General features: G+C 60.5%; 21 protein-coding genes, 1 tRNA gene and 1 pseudogene. 11 read left to right on the top strand and 12 right to left on the bottom strand.

All coding sequences use genetic code 11. The annotated features are described in order from the left end of the window. Positions 1-15 precede the first annotated feature (15 nt). The 5 genes and pseudogenes from H7H48_RS05145 to H7H48_RS05130 form a co-directional block, all read right to left on the bottom strand. The gene (locus H7H48_RS05145; protein WP_229447710.1) at positions 16-1,866 is read right to left on the bottom strand and encodes a BapA/Bap/LapF family large adhesin; all 1,851 of its coding nucleotides are present in this window, start codon (positions 1,864-1,866) and stop codon (positions 16-18) included. After that, positions 1,863-2,915, bottom strand: coding sequence for a hypothetical protein (locus tag H7H48_RS05140; RefSeq protein ID WP_229447709.1), 1,053 nt, complete (start codon positions 2,913-2,915; stop codon positions 1,863-1,865). Before H7H48_RS05140 ends, H7H48_RS05145 begins: the two co-directional genes overlap by 4 nt. Before the next feature lie 265 nt (positions 2,916-3,180). Beyond that, positions 3,181-3,360, bottom strand: a pseudogene (locus H7H48_RS20135) (BapA prefix-like domain-containing protein); the annotation flags it as partial. Positions 3,361-3,727: 367 nt separating this feature from the next. Beyond that, positions 3,728-5,191, bottom strand: coding sequence for a TolC family outer membrane protein (locus tag H7H48_RS05135; RefSeq protein ID WP_229447708.1), 1,464 nt, complete (start codon positions 5,189-5,191; stop codon positions 3,728-3,730). A 424-nt stretch (positions 5,192-5,615) separates the two neighbouring features. Further along, positions 5,616-5,689 (bottom strand) — tRNA-Gln (locus H7H48_RS05130). Positions 5,690-5,924: 235 nt separating this feature from the next. On the opposite strand from H7H48_RS05130, the gene H7H48_RS05125 reads away from it, so the two are divergent. Beyond that, on the top strand, positions 5,925-7,391 hold the full coding sequence (locus tag H7H48_RS05125) for a Ppx/GppA phosphatase family protein (RefSeq protein WP_370633308.1): 1,467 nt from the start codon (positions 5,925-5,927) through the stop codon (positions 7,389-7,391). Between the two features lie 10 nt (positions 7,392-7,401). After that, a complete protein-coding gene (locus H7H48_RS05120; protein WP_229447706.1) occupies positions 7,402-8,124 on the top strand; it encodes an RlmE family RNA methyltransferase in 723 nt (240 codons plus the stop codon). Between the two features lie 10 nt (positions 8,125-8,134). Here the strand turns inward: H7H48_RS05120 and H7H48_RS05115 are convergent, their stop codons facing one another. Further along, entirely contained in the window at positions 8,135-9,550 is a 1,416-nt protein-coding gene (locus H7H48_RS05115; RefSeq protein WP_229447705.1) for a DHA2 family efflux MFS transporter permease subunit, read from the bottom strand. Positions 9,551-9,847: 297 nt separating this feature from the next. Between H7H48_RS05115 and guaB the strand changes: the two genes are divergently transcribed. Continuing rightward, positions 9,848-11,350: an IMP dehydrogenase gene (gene guaB / locus H7H48_RS05110; protein ID WP_229447704.1), complete on the top strand. Its 1,503-nt coding sequence runs from the start codon at positions 9,848-9,850 to the stop codon at positions 11,348-11,350. A gap of 57 nt (positions 11,351-11,407) precedes the next feature. Here guaB and H7H48_RS05105 read toward each other — a convergent pair whose 3' ends face one another. Further along, complete coding sequence (locus H7H48_RS05105; protein ID WP_229447703.1) at positions 11,408-12,088, bottom strand: MIP/aquaporin family protein; 681 nt, start codon at positions 12,086-12,088, stop codon at positions 11,408-11,410. Positions 12,089-12,195: 107 nt separating this feature from the next. Between H7H48_RS05105 and H7H48_RS05100 the strand changes: the two genes are divergently transcribed. Continuing rightward, positions 12,196-12,615, top strand: a complete 420-nt coding sequence (locus H7H48_RS05100; protein WP_229447702.1) for an MAPEG family protein — start codon at positions 12,196-12,198, stop codon at positions 12,613-12,615. 3 nt (positions 12,616-12,618) lie between these two features. Here the strand turns inward: H7H48_RS05100 and H7H48_RS05095 are convergent, their stop codons facing one another. After that, positions 12,619-13,530: a hydrogen peroxide-inducible genes activator gene (locus H7H48_RS05095; protein ID WP_229447701.1), complete on the bottom strand. Its 912-nt coding sequence runs from the start codon at positions 13,528-13,530 to the stop codon at positions 12,619-12,621. A 139-nt stretch (positions 13,531-13,669) separates the two neighbouring features. Here H7H48_RS05095 and katA point away from each other — a divergent pair, with 139 nt between their 5' ends. From katA to guaA, 5 genes are all read left to right on the top strand, one after another. Continuing rightward, entirely contained in the window at positions 13,670-15,175 is a 1,506-nt protein-coding gene (gene katA / locus H7H48_RS05090; RefSeq protein WP_229447700.1) for a catalase KatA, read from the top strand. Between the two features lie 119 nt (positions 15,176-15,294). Further along, positions 15,295-16,581, top strand: a complete 1,287-nt coding sequence (locus tag H7H48_RS05085; RefSeq protein ID WP_229447699.1) for an RsmB/NOP family class I SAM-dependent RNA methyltransferase — start codon at positions 15,295-15,297, stop codon at positions 16,579-16,581. Between the two features lie 17 nt (positions 16,582-16,598). Next, positions 16,599-17,051 (top strand): PaaI family thioesterase, encoded by a 453-nt coding sequence (locus tag H7H48_RS05080; RefSeq protein WP_229448115.1) that lies wholly within the window; start codon positions 16,599-16,601, stop codon positions 17,049-17,051. After that, positions 17,048-17,689: a 5'-methylthioadenosine/S-adenosylhomocysteine nucleosidase gene (locus H7H48_RS05075; protein WP_370633307.1), complete on the top strand. Its 642-nt coding sequence runs from the start codon at positions 17,048-17,050 to the stop codon at positions 17,687-17,689. Before H7H48_RS05080 ends, H7H48_RS05075 begins: the two co-directional genes overlap by 4 nt. A 55-nt stretch (positions 17,690-17,744) precedes the next feature. Further along, positions 17,745-19,304, top strand: a complete 1,560-nt coding sequence (gene guaA, locus H7H48_RS05070; protein WP_229447698.1) for a glutamine-hydrolyzing GMP synthase — start codon at positions 17,745-17,747, stop codon at positions 19,302-19,304. A 64-nt stretch (positions 19,305-19,368) separates the two neighbouring features. On the opposite strand, the gene H7H48_RS05065 is transcribed toward guaA, so the two are convergent. The 4 genes from H7H48_RS05065 to H7H48_RS05050 form a co-directional block, all read right to left on the bottom strand. After that, positions 19,369-19,518 (bottom strand): hypothetical protein, encoded by a 150-nt coding sequence (locus H7H48_RS05065; protein WP_229447697.1) that lies wholly within the window; start codon positions 19,516-19,518, stop codon positions 19,369-19,371. Continuing rightward, positions 19,472-20,170 (bottom strand): ABC transporter permease, encoded by a 699-nt coding sequence (locus H7H48_RS05060; RefSeq protein WP_229447696.1) that lies wholly within the window; start codon positions 20,168-20,170, stop codon positions 19,472-19,474. The genes H7H48_RS05065 and H7H48_RS05060 overlap by 47 nt, the downstream gene beginning before the upstream one ends. Beyond that, positions 20,163-20,906 carry a phosphonate ABC transporter ATP-binding protein gene (locus H7H48_RS05055; RefSeq protein ID WP_229447695.1) on the bottom strand — a complete coding sequence of 248 codons (744 nt, stop codon included), beginning with the start codon at positions 20,904-20,906 and terminating at the stop codon, positions 20,163-20,165. Before H7H48_RS05055 ends, H7H48_RS05060 begins: the two co-directional genes overlap by 8 nt. 100 nt (positions 20,907-21,006) lie before the next feature. Next, positions 21,007-21,858, bottom strand: a complete 852-nt coding sequence (locus H7H48_RS05050) for a PhnD/SsuA/transferrin family substrate-binding protein (RefSeq protein ID WP_229447694.1) — start codon at positions 21,856-21,858, stop codon at positions 21,007-21,009. Between the two features lie 73 nt (positions 21,859-21,931). Here H7H48_RS05050 and H7H48_RS05045 point away from each other — a divergent pair, with 73 nt between their 5' ends. After that, entirely contained in the window at positions 21,932-23,080 is a 1,149-nt protein-coding gene (locus H7H48_RS05045; RefSeq protein WP_229447693.1) for an alpha-D-ribose 1-methylphosphonate 5-triphosphate diphosphatase, read from the top strand. After that, on the top strand, positions 23,073-23,867 hold the full coding sequence (locus H7H48_RS05040) for a GntR family transcriptional regulator (RefSeq protein WP_229447692.1): 795 nt from the start codon (positions 23,073-23,075) through the stop codon (positions 23,865-23,867). The genes H7H48_RS05045 and H7H48_RS05040 overlap by 8 nt, the downstream gene beginning before the upstream one ends. Positions 23,868-24,055: the final 188 nt, after the last annotated feature.

Here is a 24,055-nt window from a genome sequence, read left to right as displayed (position 1 = left end):
ACGAAGTGTCTGGGGCTACACGCCAGCCGATCCGGTGTCATCCAGGTCGTCTTCTTGCACCAGGTGGCCGAAGGGATCGACCGGCACGCCTTCGCCAAGCTCGGATGCTCCATCGCTGACCGCGCCTTTGGCCGCAGCGCTTTCTGTCTGCTGCGAAAGCGTTTCGATGTTGTCCAAGGGCACGTCCGGACTGCCTCCATCCTCAAGCAGGCCAAACAGTCTTGGGCCGTCTGAGGATGTGGTCTTGCCGGGGCTGCTATCCTCCTCGTTCGGTTGGTCGAGGCTGTCGAGCCCGATCACATCGTCTGTGGCAAACAGCGGCTGGGTCGATGCAAATGCGGCAAAGGTACCCGGCCCGGCGCCATGCTGGATCTCTATGGTGAGCGTGGCTTCGACGGTCGTGCCGTTCGGGTGCTCCAGCTGATAGGTGAAGACGTCTGACTGACCGATCGATGCCGTGTCGGGATCCGGTGCGTAGCTGTACCGACCATCGGCGAAAATCGTGAGTGTGCCATACGTGCCCACAAGCTGCGTTCCTGCCTGCGCAGGCTCTTCATAAGTCACGCCGTCAGGCGCCACTTTAAGCACCGTATAGGTCGAGCCCAGCGTATCGTCCTCGAGCACGTTGCCCTGTGTTGATACGCCACCCTCCGCCACGATCTGCGTCAGATCGCTGTTTTCGAAGGTCAGGTCGGCGCTAACGGTGACGCCAATGGCGATCCCGCTATTGGAGACATTTAGGCGATACTGACCTGTCGGCAGGTCATCAATCGTCGCTTCGATTGATTCGCCAACGATACCGATCACGTCGATCAGCCCGCCCTCGCTGCTGTTCGCGATCTCCACCCAGGCGCCGTCAATGAATTGTTCCAGCGAGAACTCGATGGCCTCAAGAAGATTGAGCAGACTGGAAGAACTGACTGCAATGGACAGGTCGGTCTCGACCTGATCCGCAACGTTGAAATCATAACTTCCTTCGCCACCGCCCAACACGTTTGTGTACTGGATGGCATTGTCGACCTGCTGGGTGGTGACGACATAGGTCGTGTCGATCCCGGCTGTTCCAGCGTCGTCCACTGCGCTCATGTCGAGCGTGGCGGGTTGTGTCGGATCGAGGTCGTTCCACACCAGGCCTTGCCCGGCACTGTCGATCTGCACATAGAGCGTCGCTGTCGAGGTATTTCCTGTCTCAGGATCGTTCAGCGTATAGGTGAACGCATCCACCTGCCCGATACCATCGCCTGCTGCATTGGGCGTATAGGTGTAGCTGCCGTCGGGACCAATGGTAAGCGTGCCATAGGTGCCGACGATGGTGGTTCCCGGTCCGGCCACCGCTTCTCCGTTCACCTGCGCGATCACTGTTGTGGGCGTGACGTCATCGAGCTGCCCGTCGTCATTCACATCCGTGATGACATTGCCGGAAACCGGAACCGGATCGTAACCCCCGATCTCGGTGTAATCGTAGTCCGTGCCAGACACCTGCAGGTCGCCGAGCACACCGGCCCCGACACCTTCGAATGTCATGAAGGCCCGGTACTGGCCGGATTCGAGGAGTTGCTCGACGCGGTATTCGTTTCCGCTCAACAAGCCAAGCTCGAGCAGCGTCGCTTCACCGGTGCCGTCAATGCCGGTCCATTGCGTGCCATCCCATTTCTGGATGACCAGCGAATAGTCGCTGAGGACGCCCAGAGAGGCGAGAGCGCTGTAATCGAAGTCCGCTTCCAGAGTGTGATTTTCTTCAACGCTGAAGTTGACGGTCGAGGTTCCCAGAACTTCGGCCTGCAGGTCCAACACACCGATTGAAACGAGTGCCAGATAATTTGCGCTGCCGTGATCGACTGATGAGGCCGTCGGAAGAATATTCACCTCAGCTCTGGCAAAATCATCATAGGCCTGAATATCAGCGTCGGCGTCGGCGTCGGCGTCGGCGTCCGCGTCTGCGTCGGCATCCGCGTCCGCGTCTGCATCGGCGTCAGCATCCGCGTCCGCGTCTGCGTCGGCATCCGCGTCGGCATCTGCATCGGCGTCAGCATCTGCATCGGCGTCAGCATCCGCGTCTGCATCAGCATCTGCATCAGCGTCGGCGTCTGCATCAGCATCTGCATCAGCGTCGGCGTCGGCATCAGCGTCCGCGTCGGCATCGGCATCGGCATCGGCATCGGCATCTGCGTCGGCGTCCGCATCGGCATCAGCGTCAGCATCTGCATCAGCGTCGGCATCTGCGTCGGCATCTGCATCGGCGTCTGCGTCAGCATCTGCATCCGCGTCTGCATCAGCGTCCGCATCGGCGTCTGCGTCAGCATCGGCATCGGCATCGGCATCTGCATCGGCATCCGCGTCGGCATCTGCATCCGCATCAGCATCAGCATCCGCATCGGCATCTGCATCCGCGTCGGCATCGGCGTCAGCATCCGCGTCGGCGTCCGCATCCGCATCAGCGTCAGCGTCGGCATCGGCATCTGCATCTGCATCGGCATCCGCATCGGCGTCAGCATCTGCGTCCGCGTCCGCATCTGCGTCGGCATCGGCATCGGCGTCCGCATCCGCGTCGGCATCTGCATCTGCATCTGCATCTGCGTCAGCATCCGCATCCGCGTCTGCATCGGCATCCGCATCTGCATCAGCATCGGCATCCGCGTCAGCATCTGCATCCGCGTCGGCATCTGCATCTGCATCAGCGTCGGCATCGGCGTCAGCATCCGCATCGGCATCGGCGTCGGCATCCGCATCCGCGTCGGCATCTGCATCTGCATCTGCATCTGCGTCAGCATCCGCATCAGCATCTGCATCCGCGTCGGCGTCCGCATCTGCATCCGCGTCAGCATCGGCATCGGCATCTGCGTCTGCGTCTGCGTCTGCGTCCGCATCTGCGTCTGCGTCAGCATCCGCGTCAGCATCAGCATCTGCGTCGGCATCGGCATCGGCATCCGCATCACTGTCGTCAGCTTTCGAGCCGCTACCGGTAAGCGCGGCGGCACCGCCGGCGAGAAGGCCGAGGCCTGCCAAACCTAGCAGCGAGGAACCGCCTGCCCCACCCCCCACAAGCTGATCGACAGAGGCAATTTCGGAGAACTGAAAGTCAGCGAGACCCGCCGTGTGATCTCCAAACCAGAGATTCCCGCTTGGATCCTCTAGAACCAGGTCGCTTTTGGCACCTTCACTTTCAAGATAGAAATTCGCGATTCTGATCAGGCGCCCGTCATGCAGCTTCAAGAGAAGGTGATTGCCTTCCCGGGTAAAACTATCCACTGCTGCAGGAGAGATTTTCAGCGTGACGACACTCGGCGCATCCAGAACGATAGCGTCAAGAGCTGCGGTTCTCTCGCTCCCGGTCCCTTTAACTGAAATTACAGCTGCCACGAGATCACCTCTGTCAACAATGTTGTCCTAAAAGAATTCGTTTTCAATAAATAACTTGAAATACAAATAGTGTAGACAAAATACGTTTCAAAAAGAAATGCGTGGATATTTAGTACGGGTAGAATCGGCTGGATCTAAAAACATCGCAGCTTCAATTAGATAGTGGTGGATTATTGATGTTTTTTCGCAAATTCATTGTTTTTGATTCATTGATTTGATTATTAAAAATATAAATATAGTAATTGAAATATATATTACAGTAAAACTCAGGGTTGATTTGTCGTTGCAAGAACGGCGGAATTCGCGCCTCTGGTGCCGAGTCCAGAGGTCAGACAGACGGACAGGCAGGATGGAGCTGCGAAGCGCCCTAAAGGCGAACACCGTGGAGTTGCTCTCCCTCCAGAGAGAGGTAGCGGCGCAGCAGCCCTGTTTGAAATGCGCAGTCCACGTTCAGTTTCTGCAGGTCGTAGCGGATGTTTGCTGCTTCAAAACGGGCGGCATGAAATTCCTGGTCCGCGTTGAGGAGGTCCAGAAGTGTCCGCGTGCCCAGATCCAGATACTGTTTGCGATAAAGGTCACGTGTCTGCTTCATCATCGCTTCACGCGAGGTAATGGATTCGAGAAGCTGCCGATAGCTGGCAATCTGTCCGTTGGCCTCAAGCAGCTTGCCTTCGACCTCCACCCGGACACGATCGCGTGCCTGTGATGATGCGAGCAAAGCCCGGTTGGCTGCGCGATTGCGGGCCGCGTTCTCGCCGCCGTTGTAGAGGCTCCCCTTAACATTCACACCGATATTGTATTCGGGATCGCTATCATCCAGTTCCAGGAGGTCGGCCCCCACACTGGCTTCAAGCGAGAAGGTGGGCAGGCCCTCTGCCTTGCTCAGATCGACTTGCGCAGTTGCGGCTGCCCGTTCGGCGTCTGCCTGCATGATCGCGGGAATCTGCGACCAGTCCGGCTTATTGACCGCGCAGGCCTCGCTCAGCCATTTCGGTGCTTTTACAACAGCGGGTGTTCCGGCACGGGCAGCCCCTCCGGTAAGAGTGTCGAGCCTGCTCTGCCAGCGCCGCGCCTGGGCTTTTATTTCGAGTTCCTTTGCGCGCGCTGCCTGCACCCGCGCCTCGGCTTGAAGCTGATCGGAACGCGTGCTTGCACCTTTGTCGGTGCGGGCGCGCACGAGGTCGAGAATGGCGTGGGTATCGCGGACCTGATCTTGAGCAATCCTGCCGAGTGCCTGATTGCGCTGCACCTCGGTGACAGCCAGAACGGTATCGCGGATCAATTCATCCACCCGGAGCAGCACTTGCGATCTGCGGCCCTCAACACCAGCTCGCTCAACCTTTATCTTATGGTCGACCTTACCGAAATCGTAGACCATCTGTGATGCGGAGAGGTTGACGGTGGGGCTGTATCCGCTTTCATTCGCGTCTCTTCCATAGGAGGAGTTCACGCCCCAATTCACCTGCGGCAGATAACCGGCCCGTGCTTGCTCCACGATCTCATTCTGCTGGTTCAGACGCTCAACCGTTTCCTTCACCGAAGGGTGCCAGGTCAATGCACGGCGTACCAGCGCGGCCAGGCCGGTAGGGCTTTGCCCGCCACCAGGCCCGGCAGACAATTGGGGCATCTTGCTTTGCCCGCTTCGGGCAGGCGATGCTTCATCCGCTGCGCTCGGCGCGTCGGTTGACGGTGTGATCGATCCGGTTATTTCGCTGCTTGGCTGCCCGTTGAGTGCGTCGGCAGGCTTCGTTGTGGGCGTGCTCGCACATCCGCAAAGCAGCGCCATCAGAGCGCAGCCGAACGCGAGAGACAATTCGTCGAGCTGACGCATTCACAACTCCGGACAGTGTGAGCAAACGCAAAACAGCTGCCAACGCTGAACTGGTCGAACCGGTCAACAACCGATCCAGGCAGACGTATGGGGACACGATGCGCCGAGATGGTTAACCAATGGTTACCAGGGTAATCCGGCTAAATTTCCTGCAGCAACCGGCGCATCGGACAGTGCCAGCAAACGATGATGGCCAGGGAAGCTGCGGCCTCAACGAAAGAGGGGCTTGATCACGATGCGCCAGGTGAGGGCGCATTTTTCCAACGCCGGCAGGATCGCCTGGCTTTATTCTGGACGGAGCGTGCGAGCAACAAGCCCACGCGTTGCAGGCAACCTGTCTAGCGACTGTGAAAGCCCGGCACGAAGTGGGTGGGCGCTCTCCGCAAAAGCGCTTCTGGTGCTTGAATATTCTCGAGAAAGAAGTTGGCTGGGGAACCTGGATTCGAACCAGGACTAACGGAGTCAGAGTCCGTGGGTCTACCGTTAACCTATTCCCCAGCAGGCGGCGCTGGCCGCTTTCGCCACGCTATTTAGCGATATGAGTTTTATAGTCAAGGGCGGATCCGGATTCAATTCGAGGAACGACAATTTTCCCGACCACGCAAAGATGATTGCATTTCCGGCGAACACCACTCTTGGTGAAACCAGCTATGGCTGATACTCTGGTGTCAACTAAACGGAATGAGCTGCCTGCTGCGCCCTGAAGGGCTTGCGCGGCGGCGAAGGAATAGCGGTGGAAAACCACGACCATGGCGGGGTCTCCCCGTTAGACAGGGTCGTCCGGGATGCCGCGTCGGATGGGGGCTCTTCCCCCGGCTTCGACGATCGGTCGGCCGGACAACCTGCTCTTGTGGGTGAAACGAATGTTTTGCCCCAGCGAAAAAGAACGCGCAGAAAAAGAGCCTCACGCTCTCGCGCCGCGTCGCCCGGGACCTCGGGCGAGGCTTCAAAAGACGCATCCGAAGATCACGCTTCGCCTGAGCGATTGCAGCACGGGAAAGCGGATCGGAATGGTGCTTCGCGACCGGAGGAAACTCCTCCGAAAAGAAAACGCCGCAAGCGGCGCAGGCGCCGTGCGTTCGTGCGTGATGCGGTGGTTGAACCGACCACCAAGGAAACCCCACCTCAAGTCGACACGGGGAAGCCGGCCAGGCTTCAGGCGGGAAGACGGGGCGAATCAGAGCAGGATGGCCAGCGCACATCCTATGCGGCGCTCGATCTCGGCACGAACAATTGCCGCCTGCTGGTGGCCGTGCCGACCAGACCCGGACATTTTCGCGTGGTGGACGCTTTCTCGCGGATCGTACGACTCGGAGAAGGGCTGAGCCGCGAAGGGCGGCTAAGCGAAGCGGCGATGGACAGAGCCGTCAGTGCTCTTGCCATTTGTGCCGAAAAACTGGGGCATCGAAAGCCCCGGCGTATGAGGCTGATCGCGACGGAAGCCTGCCGCTCGGCCCAAAATGGCGAAGCCTTTATCGAGCGCGTGAAACACGAGACCGGGCTCACCCTTGAAATCATCGACCGGCAGACGGAAGCACGGTTGGCCGTTGCTGGCTGCAGCACGCTGGTGGACCGAGGTACGGAGGGCGTGGTTCTCTTCGACATTGGCGGCGGTTCGTCCGAGATCGCTCTGGTGGACATTTCACGCCACCGCACCCCGCGGCTTGCTGATCATATCGTCGCCTGGACGTCGCTGCCTGTAGGCGTGGTGTCGCTTGCAGAGCGCTTCGGCGGCCATCATGTGACACGCGAAAGCTTTTCGGCCATGGTCGATGCGGTGAGCGACATGCTTGACCGGTTTGACGATGGCGGACGGCTTTCGAAGATCGCTGCCGGAGGGCGGTTTCATCTCATCGGTACCTCCGGAACAGTGACGACGCTCGCCGGTGTCCACCTGGGCCTGGCGCGCTATGATCGCCGGCAGGTCGACGGGCTTTGGATGGAGCGGGACAATGTGGACCGCATGATCGACACCCTGCTTTCATGGGATTTTGAGCAACGCAAGGCCAATCCCTGCATCGGCGCGGATCGGGCCGACCTCGTGCTTGCCGGTTGTGCAATTCTGGAGGCGATCCGCCGGCGCTGGCCTTCGGAGCGGTTGCGGGTCGCGGACCGTGGCCTGCGCGAAGGCATGTTGAACGAAATGATGGCCGCTGATGGCGCGTGGCGCCGCCGGCGGCAGACGGGACGAGGCAAATGAGGTTGTGCGGATGAGCAAGAAACCGGCCAAGACGGGCGGCGGCGCTCGTGCGCTCAAAACACGGGTCAAGAAAAAGCGTGGGCTGAAGAATTCGTCCCGCCGCTGGCTCGAACGGCATCTGAACGATCCCTATGTGCATCGCGCACAGGCTGAGGGAATGCGCTCGCGCGCAGCCTACAAGCTGACGGAAATCGACGATCGCCACAAGCTGCTCTTTCCCGGCGCGCGGGTGATCGATCTGGGTGCCGCTCCTGGGGGGTGGTGCCAGGTTGCGGCCGAGCGGGTGGGGTCCACACCTGAAAACCCGCTCGTTGTCGGCATAGACTATCTGGGTATGGATGCGGTGCCCGGCGCCATCGTTCTGGAGATGGATTTTCTGGACGACAACGCTCCACAGCGCCTTCTGGAGACGCTTGGTGAAGCGCCGGATCTGGTCATCTCCGACATGGCTGCGCCGACCACCGGGCATCGCCAGACCGACCATCTGCGCACCATGCATCTGTGCGAGACGGCGGCGGATTTCGCGCTTTCCGTGCTGAAACCTGGCGGACACTTCCTGGCGAAGACCTTCCAGGGCGGCGCCGAGACCGGCCTGCTCGATCAATTGAAGCGCAATTTCAAGTCCGTCCACCACGTGAAGCCGCAGGCCTCGCGCGCCGAATCAGTGGAGCTCTACCTTCTCGCCAAGGGGTTCAAGGGACGTTCCGAAGAACGTTCCGAAAAGGATTTGTAAAGCCCTTGCCTCATTCGCCGGCGGGAGCCGGCGTGTCAACGGTGTTGCGCCGCTTGATGTGACCGGAAACGCGGCTCCCTGCCTCTGGTGGCAGGGAAAGGAACGGGATGGCGGCCAGAGCGGAAAGCGCAGCCACGATCAGGAAAGCGCTGACAAAGGCATCCATACCGAGTTCCGTGCCGGTGATGAAGGCGGACATCTCAAGTATGCCGCCGCCGACCGCGACCCCAAGGGCGATGCTGACCTGCTGGGCTGCCGCTGAGATGGTCGACGCCTGACTTGCCTCACGGTCACCAAGCTCGGCAAATACGAGCGCGTTGGCCGAGGTGAAGAAGAGCGAGCGCAGAAGGCCCGAGCCGATAAGCACGACGATGATAATCCAGTGCGGTGTGGTCGGCGTGAACAATGCGTTTACGGCAATGCTCGCTCCGCCAAGCACCGAAGCGGCAACCAGAACGACCCGAAAACCGCCGAGCCGCAAAGCTGTGGTGGCGATGAATTTCATCGCGATGGCACCGAATGCCGATGCGAAGGTGAGGAGGCCCGATTGAAACGGTGTCAGGCCGAACACCACTTGAAACATGAGCGGTAGCAGAAAGGGCACCGCACCGACCCCGATGCGAAAGAGGGCGCCGCCGAGGATTGCCGAGCGGAACGCGCGGTTGGCAAAAAGGCGGAGATTGAGAATGGGCGCGGGGGTGCGGAGTGCATGGCGGATGTAGAAAGCCGTGGCCAGGACACCGAGCACCACTGTCGCCACACCGACGATGGGAGGCAATGCCGGCAGGCTGATGACGGAGAGACCGAACACGAGCCCGGATGCACCGATGCTGCAGAGCAGAAATCCGGAGAGGTCCAAAGGCCCAGTCTCCTCGCGGGCAAAGTCAGGCAGGACATAGCCAGAAAGGAGAATGCCCAGAAGCCCGATCGGCACATTGATCAGGAAGATCCAGTGCCAGGAAAAATAGGTGGTGACGAATCCCCCGAGCGGCGGGCCGGCGATCGGGCCGATCAGAGCGGGGACAGTCAGCCAGGCCATCGCTTTTACAAGTTGTTCGCGCGGCACGGCCCGCACGAGAACAAGGCGGCCAACCGGGGTCATCATTGCGCCGCCCATCCCCTGCAAAAACCGTGAGAGGACGAAAGCAGCCAGAGAATTGGAGAACGCGCAGGCGATTGAACCGAGGACGAACACCGCGATCGCAATTCGGAAGACCTTTTTTGCCCCAAAACGATCAGCCATGAAGCCGCTGATCGGGATAAAGATGGCGAGTGAAACGAGATAGCTGGTCAGCGCAAGTTTCAACGTCACGGGGCTTGTGCCGATGTCGGCGGCGATGGCCGGAAGCGATGTGGCGATGACGGTTGAATCCATCTGCTCCATGAAGAGCGCGACGGCGAGTATCAGTGGTAATGTGCGGTTCAAGGCATTCTGTCCCTGTGCCGGTCTGCCAGGTGGGGCTGGGAGGGAAACTGCGGGCAGGCCGGATCAGCATGCGGGCTATAGCATGAGATGTACGGCTTGTCCTGTGGCAGAGGCGGTGCTGTGTTGGTGCTGTCATGTTGTGTGGATGAAACATTCCGCCCTCATAGAGGAGGACCTCCTTTTCAAGCCGGCGCTTCCGTGGTACCAGCCAGCGCCAATCCTGAAAGGGAATCACACAAGCGGGGCCGTGCCATTTTATGGCGGGGTCGCGCGTCCTCTTATTCCAAAGGGTCGGCCATGGCGAAAATCATCGAAACAGCAACCGGCGCCCAGGCGCTTACATTCGACGACGTGCTCCTGCAGCCCGGCCATTCCGAAGTGATGCCCGGTCAGACGGACGTGCGCACGCGCATCGCCGGCGACATCGACCTCAACATTCCGATTCTCTCGGCGGCTATGGACACGGTGACGGAAGCACGCCTTGCGATCGCCATGGCCCAGGCCGGCGGCATCGGCGTTATTCATCGCAATCTCTCCCCGGCTGAGCAGGCCGAAGAGGTGCGGCAGGTAAAGAAGTTCGAGTCCGGCATGGTGGTGAACCCGATCACCATAGGTCCCGATGCAACGCTGGCCGAGGCACAGGCGCTGATGCGCGCGCATGGCATTTCGGGCATACCGGTGGTGGAAAACGGCGGTGCCGGCGGCCATACGACCGGTCGCCTGGCTGGCATCCTGACCAACCGTGACGTGCGTTTTGCCTCTGATCCTGAACAGCCGGTACGCGAACTGATGACCCATCAGAACCTGGTGACGGTCAAGGACGGCGTGGCGCAGGACGAGGCGAAGCGGCTTCTGCATCAACACCGCATTGAGAAGCTTCTGGTGGTCGATGATGCGGGAAACTGCGTTGGTCTGATCACGGTCAAGGACATCGAGAAATCGCAGCTCAATCCTCATGCGTCGAAAGATGCCCAGGGACGGCTTCGCGCTGCAGCGGCAACCAGTGTTGGTGATGATGGTTTCGAACGCGCCGAGCGCCTGATCGATGCCGGCGTGGACCTTCTGGTGATAGACACCGCTCATGGCCATTCGCAGCGTGTGCTTGATGCTGTGGCGCGCGCCAAGAAGCTGTCAAACAACGTGCGCATCATCGCCGGCAATGTAGCAACGGCCGATGGCACCAAGGCATTGATTGATGCGGGAGCCGACGGCGTCAAGATCGGCATCGGTCCCGGCTCCATCTGCACCACCCGCATCGTCGCCGGTGTCGGTGTGCCGCAGCTTTCGGCCATTATGTCCGCAGTCGAGGTCGCGGATAAGGAAGGCATCTCGCTGATCGCGGATGGCGGCATCAAGTTCTCCGGCGATCTGGCCAAGGCGCTCGCCGCCGGTGCCTCAGCCGTGATGGTCGGCTCGCTTCTTGCGGGCACCGATGAAAGCCCGGGGGAGGTCTACCTGCATCAGGGACGTTCCTTCAAAGCCTATCGCGGCATGGGTTCGGTCGGAGCGATGGCACGCGGTTCGGCCGACCGCTATTTCCAGGCCGAGGTGCGTGACACGCTGAAGCTCGTTCCTGAGGGTATCGAGGGACAGGTCCCTTACAAGGGGCCTGCCGGTGGAGTTCTTCATCAGCTCACCGGTGGATTGAAGGCTGCCATGGGATATGTCGGCGCGGCCAATCTGGCGGAGTTTCGTGAGCGAGCGACCTTCGTGCGCATCTCGGGAGCAGGCCTTCGCGAAAGCCACGCGCATGATGTTACCATCACACGCGAAAGCCCGAACTATCCCGGCGGCGCGTAAGGCGGGTTGGGTCCCATTGCCATTTGAAAAAGGGCCTCAGCGCCCTTTTTCTTGTCCCTACATGCGTTCCATCAATGTCGTTTTGGCAACGACCCCCGCAACAGCTGCACCGACAAAGGGCGCAGCGATGAAGAGCCAGAGCTGGTTCATCTCACGTGCACCTGAAAAAAGGGCAGGGCCGATTGAACGCGCGGGATTGACTGATGTCCCGGTCGCCGGGATCAGGCAGAGGTGTATTGCTGTGAGTGTGAGGCCGATCACGACACCGGACAAAGGTGTCCGGTGTTTTGACGCTGTCACTCCGAGGATGACGGTGACAAAAATAAAAGTGCCCAAGGTTTCGAGTGCGAAGGCTGTCGGCATTGGATAGAGTCCTGCTGCATCCCAGCCATTGGCTGCACGGGACACGGGCGCGACGGCGTCAGAGCCCTTTGCCATGCCCCAAAGTGATGCAGCGGCCAGTGAAGCTCCAGCCAATTGTGCGACCATATAGGGCAATACGTCTTTGAGAGGCATGCGACCGGCCAGAAAAACCCCGGCCGTGACAGCGGGATTGAGGTGAGCGCCGGAAACGGGGCCTATGGCATAGGCCATGGCAATCACTGCAACGCCAAACGAGATGGCAATACCCAGGCCCCCCAGCGGCAAGAGATTTCCAAACCCACCAACCGTCACACTGGCGCATCCCAGAAAGACCAGGCAAAACGTTCCAAAACACTCGGCGACGTAAGCTTTCATGGTTTCATCCTTGCGATAAGGCCACCCTTGCCAAGCGTCTTCGTTTCGATGCTGATGGTGAAATCAGGAATTGAGACGGGAAACCGTGAAGACGGGAAGGGAAAGACATGTCTCAACACGCAATCTTCTGGCCGATGATCGCCCATGTGGCACTCGTCTACGCCGTGTATGTGCTGATCGGCCTGCGGCGGAAGAAGGCCGTGCAAACGGGGAGCGCGCGCGTTTCCCAATTCAGGGAAAACCGTGAGGAACCGCCTGAAAGCCTGTTTGTGCGGAACAATCTGGCCAATCAGTTTGAACTGCCCGTGCTCTTCCATTCGGTATGTCTGGCACTTTTTGCGGTGGAAGGCGCAGGGACGGTGGCAATCTGGCTGGCGTGGGCCTTTGTGCTCTCCCGCTATGCACATGCTTATGTACACGTCACGTCCAACAGGATCCGCTATCGGCAGCCATTGTTCGTGCTGGGATTTCTGGCGTTGGCCGCCATGTGGGTGCTTCTCGCGCTGAAACTGTGGAATGCCGGATGACGTTCAGACGCGGGCGAGCAGCGCCTGGTGGGCCTCCAGCACAGTCTCGCGCAGAGCCGCGAAGTCGTTTCTGCGTGGGTTGGACTTCCGTCCGACAAGGCATATGCTGCGGGAAGGGCTGGGGTCGAGAAACGGAAGCACGCTGACGGATGGCAAAAGGTTTGCCGAGGCGCGCGCCATTTGCGGTATGAGGGTGACACCCATCCCATGCGACACCATGTGCAAAAGAGTTGTCAGGCTGGTCGCTCCAAAAGTCTCCATCGTCACAGGTTTGACGCGCCCGCAGATTTCGAGCGCCTGGCCGCGCATGCAGTGCCCGTCTTCCAGAAGCATCAGCCTCTCGAGCGCCATGCTCTCCTGCGCCACGGGCGGGGCTATCCGTGCGGCATCGCCTGTTGGTACCGCAAGGTAGAACGGGTCCTCAAAAAGAATATCCGGCGCGAGCCGGTTATCGTCGATGGGATCGGCTGCGATCATGGCGTCGAGCCGACCGGTCGCCGTATCTTCGGCCAATGCGTTGGTGACCGCCTCACGCACCTCAAGGCGCAGCAGCGGAAATCTCTGTTTGAGGAGCGGCAGAAGCTCAGGGAGAAGATACGGCGCGATGGTGGGGATCACCCCCAGCCGAAAGCGGCCTTCGAGCGCCTTGCGCTCCCTGCGCGCCTCACCTTCCAGATCGCGTACCTCGGCAAGGATCCGCGCCACGCGAGGCAAAAGAGACTGCGCTTCGGCCGTGAGACGCACGGCACCGCCGCCACGCTCGAAAAGTTTGAAGCCAAGCTGAGCTTCCATTTCGGAAATCTGTGCAGAGAGCGCGGGCTGCGTGACGCCACAGCTCGTGGCGGCGCGTCCGAAGTGCAGCGTTTCGGCCAGACGTTCGAAATACTGCATCTGTCTGATGGTCAAGCGTATCATAAGTTTAAATTATCGCATCGAATATCAAAGACAATTGGAATTTATCAAAAGGCGTCGATACCTTGGAACCGTTCCAAGCCACGCCGCAGGTGAGACCGGCAGCCGGGCAAAACCGGAAAGCAAGCAAGGGAGTTTTTTTATGGCAGACAAACCCACGATGACCACGTCTGCTGGCGCGCCCGTCAGCGACAACCAGAACACCGTGACCGCGGGTGAGCGGGGCCCGGTTCTGCTTCAGGACTACCAGCTCATCGAAAAGCTTGCACATCAGAACCGCGAACGCATTCCCGAGCGTGTGGTTCACGCCAAGGGCTGGGGCGCGCATGGCGTTTTGAAGATCACCGGTGACATTTCGAAGTACACGATTGCCAAGGCGCTTCAGCCGGGCGCGGAAACACCGATGCTCGCGCGCTTCTCCACCGTTGCCGGCGAGCAGGGTGCAGCCGATGCCGAGCGCGATGTGCGCGGCTTTGCGCTGAAATTCTACACCGAGGACGGCAATTGGGATCTCGTGGGCAACAACACGCCCGTGTTCTTCGTCCGTGATCCGCTCAAATTTCCCGATTTCATTCACACGCAGAAACGCCATCCGCGCACCAATATGCGTTCGCCGACGGCCATGTGGGATTTCTGGTCGCTCTCACCGGAAAGCCTCCATCAGGTGACGATCCTGATGTCGGATCGCGGTCTGCCGACTGCACCCATGTTCATGAATGGCTACGGCTCCCACACCTATTCGTTCTGGAACGACAAAGGCGAGCGCTTCTGGGTCAAATTCCATTTCAAGACCATGCAGGGCCATAAGCACCACACCAATGCGGAGGCCGAGCAGGTGGTGGGCAAGACCCGCGAAAGCTATCAGGAAGCGCTCTACGGCGCGATCGAGAACGGCGAGTTCCCGAAGTGGAAAGTGCAGGTGCAGATCATGCCCGAGGCGGATGCGGAGAAGACCTCCTATAATCCCTTCGACCTCACCAAGGTGTGGCCGCATGCGGACTATCCGCCGATCGACATTGGCGTGATGGAGCTCAACCGCAATCCGGACAATTACTTCACCGAAATCGAGAACGCCGCGTTTTCGCCCTCCAACATCGTGCCGGGTATCAGCTATTCGCCCGACAAGATGCTACAGGCGCGCATCTTCTCCTATGCGGATGCGCACCGTTACCGGCTTGGCACGCATTACGAGACGATCCCGGTCAACCAGCCGAAATGCCCGGTGCATCACTACCACCGCGATGGCGAGATGAACACGTTCGGCGGCATCAAGACAGGCAACCCCGACGCCTATTACGAGCCGAACTCCTTCGGTGGCCCGGTGGAAAAACCGGCAGCCAAGGAGCCTCCGCTGAAGATTTCTGGCGATGCGGACCGCTACAACCATCGCATCGGCAACGACGACTACAGCCAGCCGCGCGCGCTCTTCAACCTCTTCGACGAGGGACAGAAGAACCGGTTGTTCTCCAACATTGCTGCTGCGATGGACGGCGTGCCCGGCGAGATCATCGAGCGCCAGCTCGCGCATTTCGACAAGGTTCATCCCGATTATGGCAATGGGGTGCGCAAGGCGCTGAAGGAAGCGCACGGCTACGAGCCCAATGCCGTGCCCGTGACCGGCAATACGCCGCAGCGCGCTGCCGAATAGGCAGACGTGAAAAGGCCTTGATAAAGTACGGGCGTGGAGCAATCCACGCCCGTTTTGCTTGTCTAAAGGCTCGCTACCGGCTAGCTGTGCGCCATTCGGGTAACCGGCAAAGGTGTCACATGCGACTTGGCGGACGTCTGGCTGCGGCCATTGAAATTCTGGAAGACATTGACCGGCGCTATCGACCGGCGGCGGAAGCGCTGAGAGACTGGGGTCTGTCACACCGCTTTGCCGGCTCCAAGGACCGGGCGGCCATTGGCAATTTCGTCTATGACGCGTTGCGCAGAAAACGCTCTGCGGCATGGCTGTTTCAGGAAGAAAGTCCGCGCGCTCTTGCCTTCGGCGCCCTCATGATCGAGGCGGGATATGATCCCGAAACGCTGAATGCAGCCCTGGCGGAAGACAATTTCGCACCGCAACCGATTTCCAGCGAGGAAGCGGACCGCATTGCGGCGCACCGACTGGATCAAGCGCCTGACGGCGTGCGGGCGGAATGCCCCGAATGGTGCGAGCCGCTGTTTCAGCGAGCCTGGGGCGATGACTGGGTGGCCGAGGCGGCGGCCCTTGCCGAGCGCCCGCCGCTCGACATGCGGGTCAACACGTTGAAGTCGACGCGCGACAAGGTGGCGAAAGCGCTGGCACGCACCGGCGTTCACGAGAGCGAGCTTGCGCCACAGGGGTTGCGGATCGGTCCGATCGAAGGGCAGGGGCGGCATCCCAATGTGCAGGCAGAACCGGCCTTTCAAAAGGGCTGGTTCGAGGTTCAGGACGAGGGCTCGCAGATCGTTGCCGCCCTTACCGAAGCCGCGCCTGGCATGCAGGTGCTCGACTATTGCGCGGGAGCCGGCGGCAAGTCGCTCGCCATGTCGGCAGCAATGGAGAACACCGGCCAGATTCGGGCCTTCGATGCTGAAAAGCAGAGGCTTGCTCCCATATTCGACCGACTGAAGCGGGCCGGTTGCCGGAACGTCCAGGCTGTAGCCGACCCGGAGGCGCTGGCCGCGCATGAGGGCCAGTTCGATCTCGTGGTCGTCGATGCGCCATGCACGGGAGCGGGCACCTGGCGGCGCAGACCGGACGCCAAATGGCGGCTTGGCGAAAAACAGCTGGAACAGCGGCAGGCGGAGCAGGCCGAAATTCTCGCGCGGGCAGCACGCTTCGTGCGGCAGGGTGGGCGGCTGGCCTACATCACCTGCTCGGTCTTCGCCGAGGAGAACGACGACCAGGTGCGCGCCTTTCTCAAAGCCAATTCGGATTTCTGTCCGGTGGACCATGAGGCGCTATGGGAGAGGCACTTCCCGGGGCAATCCGCCAAGGCAAGAATAGGCAAGACCACGGGTATTGCCCTCTCTCCCAACCGCACAGCGACGGACGGCTTTCATTTTGCCGCGCTGGAGCGGAGTTGAAAACCAACGGCCAGACGATGAACCAGCCAAACCCCGCAGATGTCGAAGCCCGTGTTCGGGCAAGCTTCGCCCGTCAGAAGATGATGGCAACCATCGGCGCCGAGCTGACGCTCGTGACGCCGGGCATTGTCGAGATCGAGATGCCTTATGCGGATGCGCTGACGCAGCAGCATGGGTTTCTCCATGCGGGTGTGATTTCGACGGCGCTGGATTCAGCCTGTGGCTATGCTGCGTTCTCGTTGATGCCGGACGATGCTGCCGTCCTGACCATCGAGTTCAAGGTCAACCTCCTCGCGCCGGGGCGCGGCGAGCGCTTTCTGTTCCGTGGCACCGTCACCAAGCCCGGCCGCACCATCGTCGTGGCAGACGGTCAGGCCTATGCCTATTCCGCTGAAGGCGATGCCAAACTCATTGCCACGATGACGGGAACTATGATGACCATCATCGGACGTGAAGGGATCGAGGGATGATGCGGGCACCGGTGGAACCGGCAATTCTTGCCGGAAAACGCGTTCTCTTCGTCATGGCGGCTGAAGCCGAATATGGCCCACATCTTAAAAAGCGCTTCAAACCCCTGATGACAGGTGTCGGCCCCGTGGAGGCGGGGGTGGTGCTCGGTGCAGAGCTCGCCCTTCTCGATGCCGAGGGCCGTCTGCCGGATCTCCTCGTTTCCCTTGGATCTGCCGGGAGCCGCAGTCTCGAACAGACGGAGGTCTATCAGGCTACCGCCGTTTCCTATCGCGACATGGACGCTTCGCCGCTTGGTTTCGAAAAGGGTGTCACGCCCTTTCTCGATCATCCTGCGATCATGCCCCTGCCACATCGCATTCCGGGCATCCGGGAAGCCACGCTTTCGACCGGCGGCAACGTGATTTCAGGGGCTGCCTACGACGCCATCAATGCCGACATGGTGGATATGGAAACCTTTGCCGCCTTGCGCGCCTGCCAGCGTTTCGGCCTCGATCTGGTGGCGCTGCGCGGCATTTCCGATGGTGCAGCCGAACTTCAGCATGTCAGCGACTGGACCGAATATCTGCATGTCATCGACGAAAAGCTCGCCGATGCGGTGGACCGCCTCGAACAGGCCATCGCCGATGGCCTTCTATGACCAAAAAACAGCCCGGACGCTTGCACCCAAACGCTTCTTTCTCTAAAGGCTCGCCATGACGATATCCAATCCCGACACAGTTCTCATCGTTGATTTCGGCAGCCAGGTCACGCAGCTCATTGCGCGGCGGGTGCGCGAGGCCGGAGTCTATTGCGAAATCGCACCCTTCCAGTCGGCGGAAGAGGCGTTCAGGCGCCTTGCGCCCAAGGCGGTCATTCTTTCGGGCAGCCCGGCCTCAACGGTTGATATCGGCAGCCCGCGCGCGCCGCAGATCATCTTCGATTCGGGCCTTCCGGTGCTTGGCATCTGCTATGGCGAACAGACCATCTGTGCGCAGCTTGGCGGCAAGGTCGAAGGCTCCGACCACCGTGAGTTTGGCCGCGCTTTCCTCGAGATCGAAGACGATTGTCCTCTGTTCGAAGGTGTCTGGGCCAAGGGCACACGCCACCAGGTGTGGATGAGCCATGGCGACCGGGTGACGGCCATTCCGCCGGGCTTCCGCGTCGTCGGCACCTCGACCGGAGCACCCTTTGCGGCGATTGCCGATGATGATCGCAAATATTACGGGGTCCAGTTCCACCCCGAAGTGGTCCACACGCCAGATGGTGCAAAGCTGCTTTCCAATTTCGTGCACAAGATCGCCGGCCTTTCAGGCGATTGGACGATGGCCGCCTACCGCGAACAGGCGGTTGAGGCGATCCGCAAGCAGGTCGGCGACGGCAAGGTGATCTGCGCGCTTTCGGGCGGTGTCGATTCCTCCGTGGCAGCCCTTCTGACGCATGAGGCCGTTGGCGATCAGCTCACCTGTATTCTGGTCGACCATGGCCTGATGCGGAAGAACGAGGCGTCCGAAGTGGTCGCCATGTTCCGCGAGCACTACAATCTGCCGCTGATCCTGGTGGATGCCTCCGACCGCTTCATCGGTGCATTGGAAGGCGAGAGTGACCCGGAAAAGAAGCGCAAGACCATCGGTCGCCTGTTCATTGAAGTGTTCGAGGAAGAGGCGAAAAAGCTCGGTGGCGCCGATTTCCTGGTGCAGGGCACGCTCTATCCCGACGTGATCGAAAGCGTATCCTTCACGGGCGGTCCGTCCGTGACCATCAAGTCGCACCACAATGTGGGCGGTCTGCCCGAGCGCATGAATATGAGCCTGGTGGAACCGCTGCGCGAACTCTTCAAGGACGAGGTGCGCGTGCTTGGCAAGGAGCTTGGCCTGCCCGACAGCTTCATCGGCCGCCATCCCTTCCCGGGGCCGGGACTTGCCATTCGCTGCCCCGGCGGCGTCACGCGCGAGAAGCTCGAAATCCTGCGTTCCGCCGATGCGATCTATCTGGACGAGATCCGCAAGGCCGGCCTCTACGACGCGATCTGGCAGGCCTTTGCCGTGCTCCTTCCGGTGCAGACGGTGGGCGTGATGGGCGACGGGCGCACCTACGAATTCGTCTGCGCGCTGCGGGCGGTGACGTCTGTCGATGGGATGACTGCGGATTTTTATCACTACGACATGGAATTCCTCGGCCGTGCGGCCACCCGCATCATCAACGAGGTGAAGGGCATCAACCGCGTTGTCTACGACGTGACGTCCAAGCCACCGGGCACGATCGAGTGGGAGTAATGGGCGGCCGCCGAGGATCTCACCGCGATCCTCGGCAGCAGCAGAGGCTCATCGCCATTTGATCTTACTGGATGCGTGCGCGCAGCCGGTCGGTGATGAATTCCATCGCAAGCACGATCGCAAAGATCACCAGAATGATGGTCGACGCATTGCGATACTGGAAGAGATCAAACGCGACCTTCAGTTCCTGGCCAATCCCGCCGGCACCGACCAATCCGAGCACCACGGATGAGCGAACGGCTTTTTCGAGCGCGAAGAGCGCCGAGTTCGTGAGCGAGGGCGCGACATCGGGCAACACGGCGCCGAGAAGGATGGAACCCGCGTCCTGCCCCGATGGCTGCCAGCGCCTCCTGGGGCTCTTTCTCCGCATCCTCCATGGCTTCCGCAAAGAACCGGCCGCAAAACCCGATTGTGTCGACGACGATTGTCATCGTCCCGGCGACGGCGCCCAGTCCTACCGTTGCCACGAAAAGCAGCGCCCAGACAAGATCGGGCACGGTGCGCAGCAGCGAGGTCAGCATCTTGAACACATAGTGGCCCCGTCCGAGCGGAGAAACGCCGCGCGCTGCAAGCCAGCCGACAGGCAGGCTGATGGCAATACCGATGGCTGCCCCGACCAAAGCGATCTGAAAGGTCTCGAGAATGCGCACGGCAATCCGCCAGAGGAAGTCCGGCTCGAGGTTTGGCGGCATCATCCGGCCCACCAGATTGACCATGCCCGGCGCGCCCGCGGCGAGTTGCCCGGGCGAAGGCGCAACCTGCCCCATGGAGCCAAGGATCACAGCCGCAAGCGTGACGAGAACCACAAAATGGAGGGGTGTGATCCCCGAAAGGCGGCTGGGAGCCATGTGCCTGTGTTCAGCCATCGAATGTGTCTTTCAGATCGCTTTGCGAAACCTTGCCGCTCGCCTTGTCGAAGAGAATGCGTCCGTTCCGCAGAGCCACAACCCGGCTCGAATAGGTCAGCGCATGCTCCATGTCGTGCGAGGTGAAAAGCAGTGTGATGTCATGTGAGGAGCACAGCCCGGTAAACAGCTCCATCACGTTTTTCCCGGACAATGGATCAAGGCTCGCAGCCGGCTCGTCGGCAATGAGAAGGCGAGGGCGGCGCACCAGAGCGCGCGCAATTGCGACACGCTGCTGTTGCCCGCCGGAAAGTGTGTCGGCGCGGCTCAGTGCGCGGTCGGAAAGGCGAACCTCTTCCAGAACCTCCATGGCGCGCTTGCGCCAGGCGGCAGGCGCCAGTCCATGCGCATGGGCACGCCAGCTTCCGGCGTCGCCGAAGAAGCCATGAACAACATTCGAGAGGACGGTCCTTCGGCGAACGAGGCAATGTCTTTGAAACACAAACCCTGTTTGGAGACGGACATGGCGCCGCGCTGCCGTGTGTCGTCCAGCCGTCAGATCGTGCCCCATTGTGGCCAGGGAGCCCCCCGATATGTCGTGAAGACCGATCAGACAGCGCAAAAGGGTGGATTTGCCGCAGCCATTCGCGCCGATCAGCGCCACGCGCTCGCCAGCGGCGATCTTGAGGTCCACCCCTTTGAGCACCTCAGAACGGTTTTCGTAGGACTTGCGCAGGCTCCTGGCATCGACAACCATCGCGCTTTCCCCGCCTTGACCGGATGCGTCCGGCATTGGCGGGCACACCCGTGCCGGAATCCCCGGCTGGGGTTCCTGCACGGGGCGCTCAAGAAGAGCTTCACTCGCCGACGAAGGCATTGCTGTCGACACCGATCGTGGCATACATGGACCGGACGTAGTCGTAGTCGCTGTCACTCACCTCGTTGAGGAAGAAACCGCCCTTGTACTTCTGGTTGTCGTCGCCTTTGAGGACTGCAGCCATGAGCTTGTCGGACTGTTCCACAAACGCCTTTTTGACAGCCGCAATCGCTTCGGGGTCGGCATCCTTCCGCGCCACAAGCACATCATTGGGCAGGTCGCGTCCACGCGCGATGACGGTGAAGGACTGGTCGGGGAAAGCTTCGCGGATGGAGGAAAGATGCCCCTCGTTCATCCCGATGGCCTGCACATCCCCGCGTATCAGAGCTTCCGCTGCCACATTGCGGGAAATGATCTGGGGCTTGTAGTCCGAGCCGTATGCCAGCCCGAAATCAGCCAGAACCTGCGCCGGCCCGAGATGCTGGGATGTGGACCCAACGGAACCGAATGTGACCGTCTTGCCCTTGAGATCCTGAACGGTCTTGATGGGCCCTGAAGACATGACGACGATCTGCGCATAATAATTGGGGCGCTGCCAGGCCGTGACGATCTCCGCGTCCGTCAGGCCGTCGATGACGACATATTCAGCCGGCCCCGTTAGAACGAGATCGACCTGGCCCTGCTTCAACGCCTCGACGGCGGCGGTGCGGGAACTGACCGGCAGCAATTCAATGTCCTGTCCTGAGGCCGCCTCGAGAGCCTCCTCGAAGGGCGCAAACTCCTGCTGAAGTGCTTCCAGACCCTCAATGTCGGTTACCGCGAATTTGAGGGGGGCGGCCTGAACGGCCCCGGCGAACACCAGAGCGACGGCGGTGGCAAGTGAGCGGATCATCTTCTCTCCAAGAATTGCTGTATACACAGGGATGTCACACACCGCGTTCATAGAGGATGCCCATAACACTTTCGTGACGAACAGAGCGGTATCCGACATGATGGACGAATGGACGATCTCAGGTGGCGAGGTCCTGACTGAAGAAGGTTTTGCAGTGCGGAGCCTGAACCTGGCCGAGGGGATCATTCAGTGGGAAAGCGGCGAGGCAACACGAGCTATGGACGCATCGGGAGCCTGGGTGCTGCCCGGGATCATCGATGTTCATGGCGATGCTTTCGAGAGGATCATCGAACCGCGACCGGGTGTGAGATTTCCTGCGGGGGTGGCTTTTGCCGAAGCAGGCTCACAGCTTCTGGCGAATGGAATAACCACCGCCTATCACGGTCTCACCGTGTCGTGGGAACCGGGCCTGCGCAGCATCGAGTGCGCACGCGAGATCGTTTCTGCACATCGTGAATATGCGCCCGGCCTTGCCACCGACACACGTTTGAACATCCGCTGGGAAACGTTCGCCGTCGACCACGTGGACGAGGTTCTGGCATGGTTGCAGAATGGAGCTGGCGATATCTTGTCGATCAATGACCATACGACTGCCAACCGCGCGTTGGAAATCGGTGCGCCGAAACTGGAGCGGATGGCTGCGCGCATGGGGATGTCCTCGCGGCAGGTTAAGGGGCTCATCGACGATGTGTGGGCGCGGCGCAATGAAGTGCCGCCCGCGATCAGGCGCATTTGCGAGGGTGCGCTTCAGCACGACGCGCCCGTTTTCGCCCATGACGAGGAGACCGTGGAAGACAGGATCGAGGCGCGCGGCAAGGGCGTCAGCGTGTCCGAATTCCCGCTGACCGAGGCGGCGGCCGCGGCCGCACGCTCAGCCGGGGAGCATGTGGTGATGGGGGCGCCCAATGTGGTGCGGGGCGGTAGTCATAATGGCGCAATGTGCGCCACCGGAGCGGTGCGCTCGGGGCACTGTTCCATACTCGCTTCCGACTATTACTACCCTGCGCAACGCCATGCTGCATTCCGGCTCGTGGATGAGGGTGTGCTGCCACTGGAAGAGGCTTGGAAAATCGTATCGAGCAACCCCGCGGAAGCTGTTGGTCTGACTGATCGCGGTCGAATATCCCCGGGCCTGCGGGCAGATCTGCTTGTCATCGACCAAAGGACGCGCGACATTCGTGCCGTGTTTGTTGCAGGCAGAAAGGTTTTCGAGCGTGGCTGAATTGCTGGCGGGCGATCTGGTGAAGGCAGAAAACCCGGAACTTGCAGCGCTCGCGGCCAGGCCCTACGCACCGAGATCGGCCCGCCCCATATGGCTGCAGATCTATGACCGCCTTGCGGATGCCATTCGGCAGGAGCTGGTGCCCCCCGGCTCGCGTTTGCCCGGCGAAGTGTATCTCGCTGATCTTTTCGGCGTGAGCAGGATCACCATGCGGCGCGCGCTGGCACTGCATCAGAACGAGGGTCTTCTGCAGGCGCGCAAGGGTGTGGGTATTTTTGTGCGACAGCGCCCGCGTCGCTTTCTCATCCGCAACGACATGCAGTTTGCCGAATCGCTGCTCGTCGACGGGGGAAGCATCTCCTCAAAAAACCTGTGGCTGGGGCGGGGCAGGGCCAGTGCGGAGGCTGCGGATCTCTTCGAAATCGAACCTGGTGAGCCGGTGATATTTCTCCATCGCCTCCGACAGCTGGACGGCGCGCCGATCTATGTGTCGCGCAAAGAGTTTCCGATCTCCCGTTTTCCCGATTTCGAAGAGCGCTACCATGAAAGCGGCTCGGTTCGCGCAGTCTTCCGCAGCGCCGGTATCGAGAACTATCGCCGCTCCGAAACACGCGTTCTTGGTGGGTTTGCCAGCAAGGAAGAGGCGGAAATTCTTGAGATTTCACCGCAGACCCCGGTCCAATACGTCACTTCGATCAACCGCGACGCCTCTGGAAAAGTGATAGAATTCAATCGCGGTTGCTGGCCCATGGCGAGTGTGGAATTGGTTTTTGCGATCAATGATTGATTGCAGCTGCATGAAGCATATGGCGGTGCGTGGGCAGGCGACCCACGAGATTTCCATCGGCGTTGAATGTGGCAAACAAGCTGTGGGACTCGCCCAGTCCCGCAACGGCCCGTGGCCTTGTTGGTGCACCGAGAGTGCTGATGGACACCGGTTTCAAGGCTAACCAGTCGGGGTGTATTCGCCTGGCC

Origin of the sequence: Nitratireductor sp. B36 (assembly GCF_020833685.1) — a bacterium.
Lineage (GTDB): Bacteria > Pseudomonadota > Alphaproteobacteria > Rhizobiales > Rhizobiaceae > Nitratireductor.
The sequence above is the reverse complement of the archived record's forward strand: the minus strand, read 5'-3'. Positions and strand labels throughout refer to the sequence as shown.

What these genes read in the sequence shown, in the direction of transcription:
- H7H48_RS05140 (WP_229447709.1), bottom strand. Translation starts at nt 2,915, where the DNA reads ATGCCGACGCAGATGCTGATGCTGACGCGGATGCTGACGCAGACGCAG.
- H7H48_RS05135 (WP_229447708.1), bottom strand. Translation starts at nt 5,191, where the DNA reads ATGCGTCAGCTCGACGAATTGTCTCTCGCGTTCGGCTGCGCTCTGATG.
- H7H48_RS05120 (WP_229447706.1), top strand. Translation starts at nt 7,402, where the DNA reads ATGAGCAAGAAACCGGCCAAGACGGGCGGCGGCGCTCGTGCGCTCAAA.
- guaB (WP_229447704.1), top strand. Translation starts at nt 9,848, where the DNA reads ATGGCGAAAATCATCGAAACAGCAACCGGCGCCCAGGCGCTTACATTC.
- H7H48_RS05105 (WP_229447703.1), bottom strand. Translation starts at nt 12,088, where the DNA reads ATGAAAGCTTACGTCGCCGAGTGTTTTGGAACGTTTTGCCTGGTCTTT.
- H7H48_RS05100 (WP_229447702.1), top strand. Translation starts at nt 12,196, where the DNA reads ATGTCTCAACACGCAATCTTCTGGCCGATGATCGCCCATGTGGCACTC.
- H7H48_RS05095 (WP_229447701.1), bottom strand. Translation starts at nt 13,530, where the DNA reads ATGATACGCTTGACCATCAGACAGATGCAGTATTTCGAACGTCTGGCC.
- katA (WP_229447700.1), top strand. Translation starts at nt 13,670, where the DNA reads ATGGCAGACAAACCCACGATGACCACGTCTGCTGGCGCGCCCGTCAGC.
- H7H48_RS05085 (WP_229447699.1), top strand. Translation starts at nt 15,295, where the DNA reads ATGCGACTTGGCGGACGTCTGGCTGCGGCCATTGAAATTCTGGAAGAC.
- H7H48_RS05080 (WP_229448115.1), top strand. Translation starts at nt 16,599, where the DNA reads ATGAACCAGCCAAACCCCGCAGATGTCGAAGCCCGTGTTCGGGCAAGC.
- H7H48_RS05075 (WP_370633307.1), top strand. Translation starts at nt 17,048, where the DNA reads ATGATGCGGGCACCGGTGGAACCGGCAATTCTTGCCGGAAAACGCGTT.
- guaA (WP_229447698.1), top strand. Translation starts at nt 17,745, where the DNA reads ATGACGATATCCAATCCCGACACAGTTCTCATCGTTGATTTCGGCAGC.
- H7H48_RS05060 (WP_229447696.1), bottom strand. Translation starts at nt 20,170, where the DNA reads ATGGCTGAACACAGGCACATGGCTCCCAGCCGCCTTTCGGGGATCACA.
- H7H48_RS05055 (WP_229447695.1), bottom strand. Translation starts at nt 20,906, where the DNA reads ATGGTTGTCGATGCCAGGAGCCTGCGCAAGTCCTACGAAAACCGTTCT.
- H7H48_RS05050 (WP_229447694.1), bottom strand. Translation starts at nt 21,858, where the DNA reads ATGATCCGCTCACTTGCCACCGCCGTCGCTCTGGTGTTCGCCGGGGCC.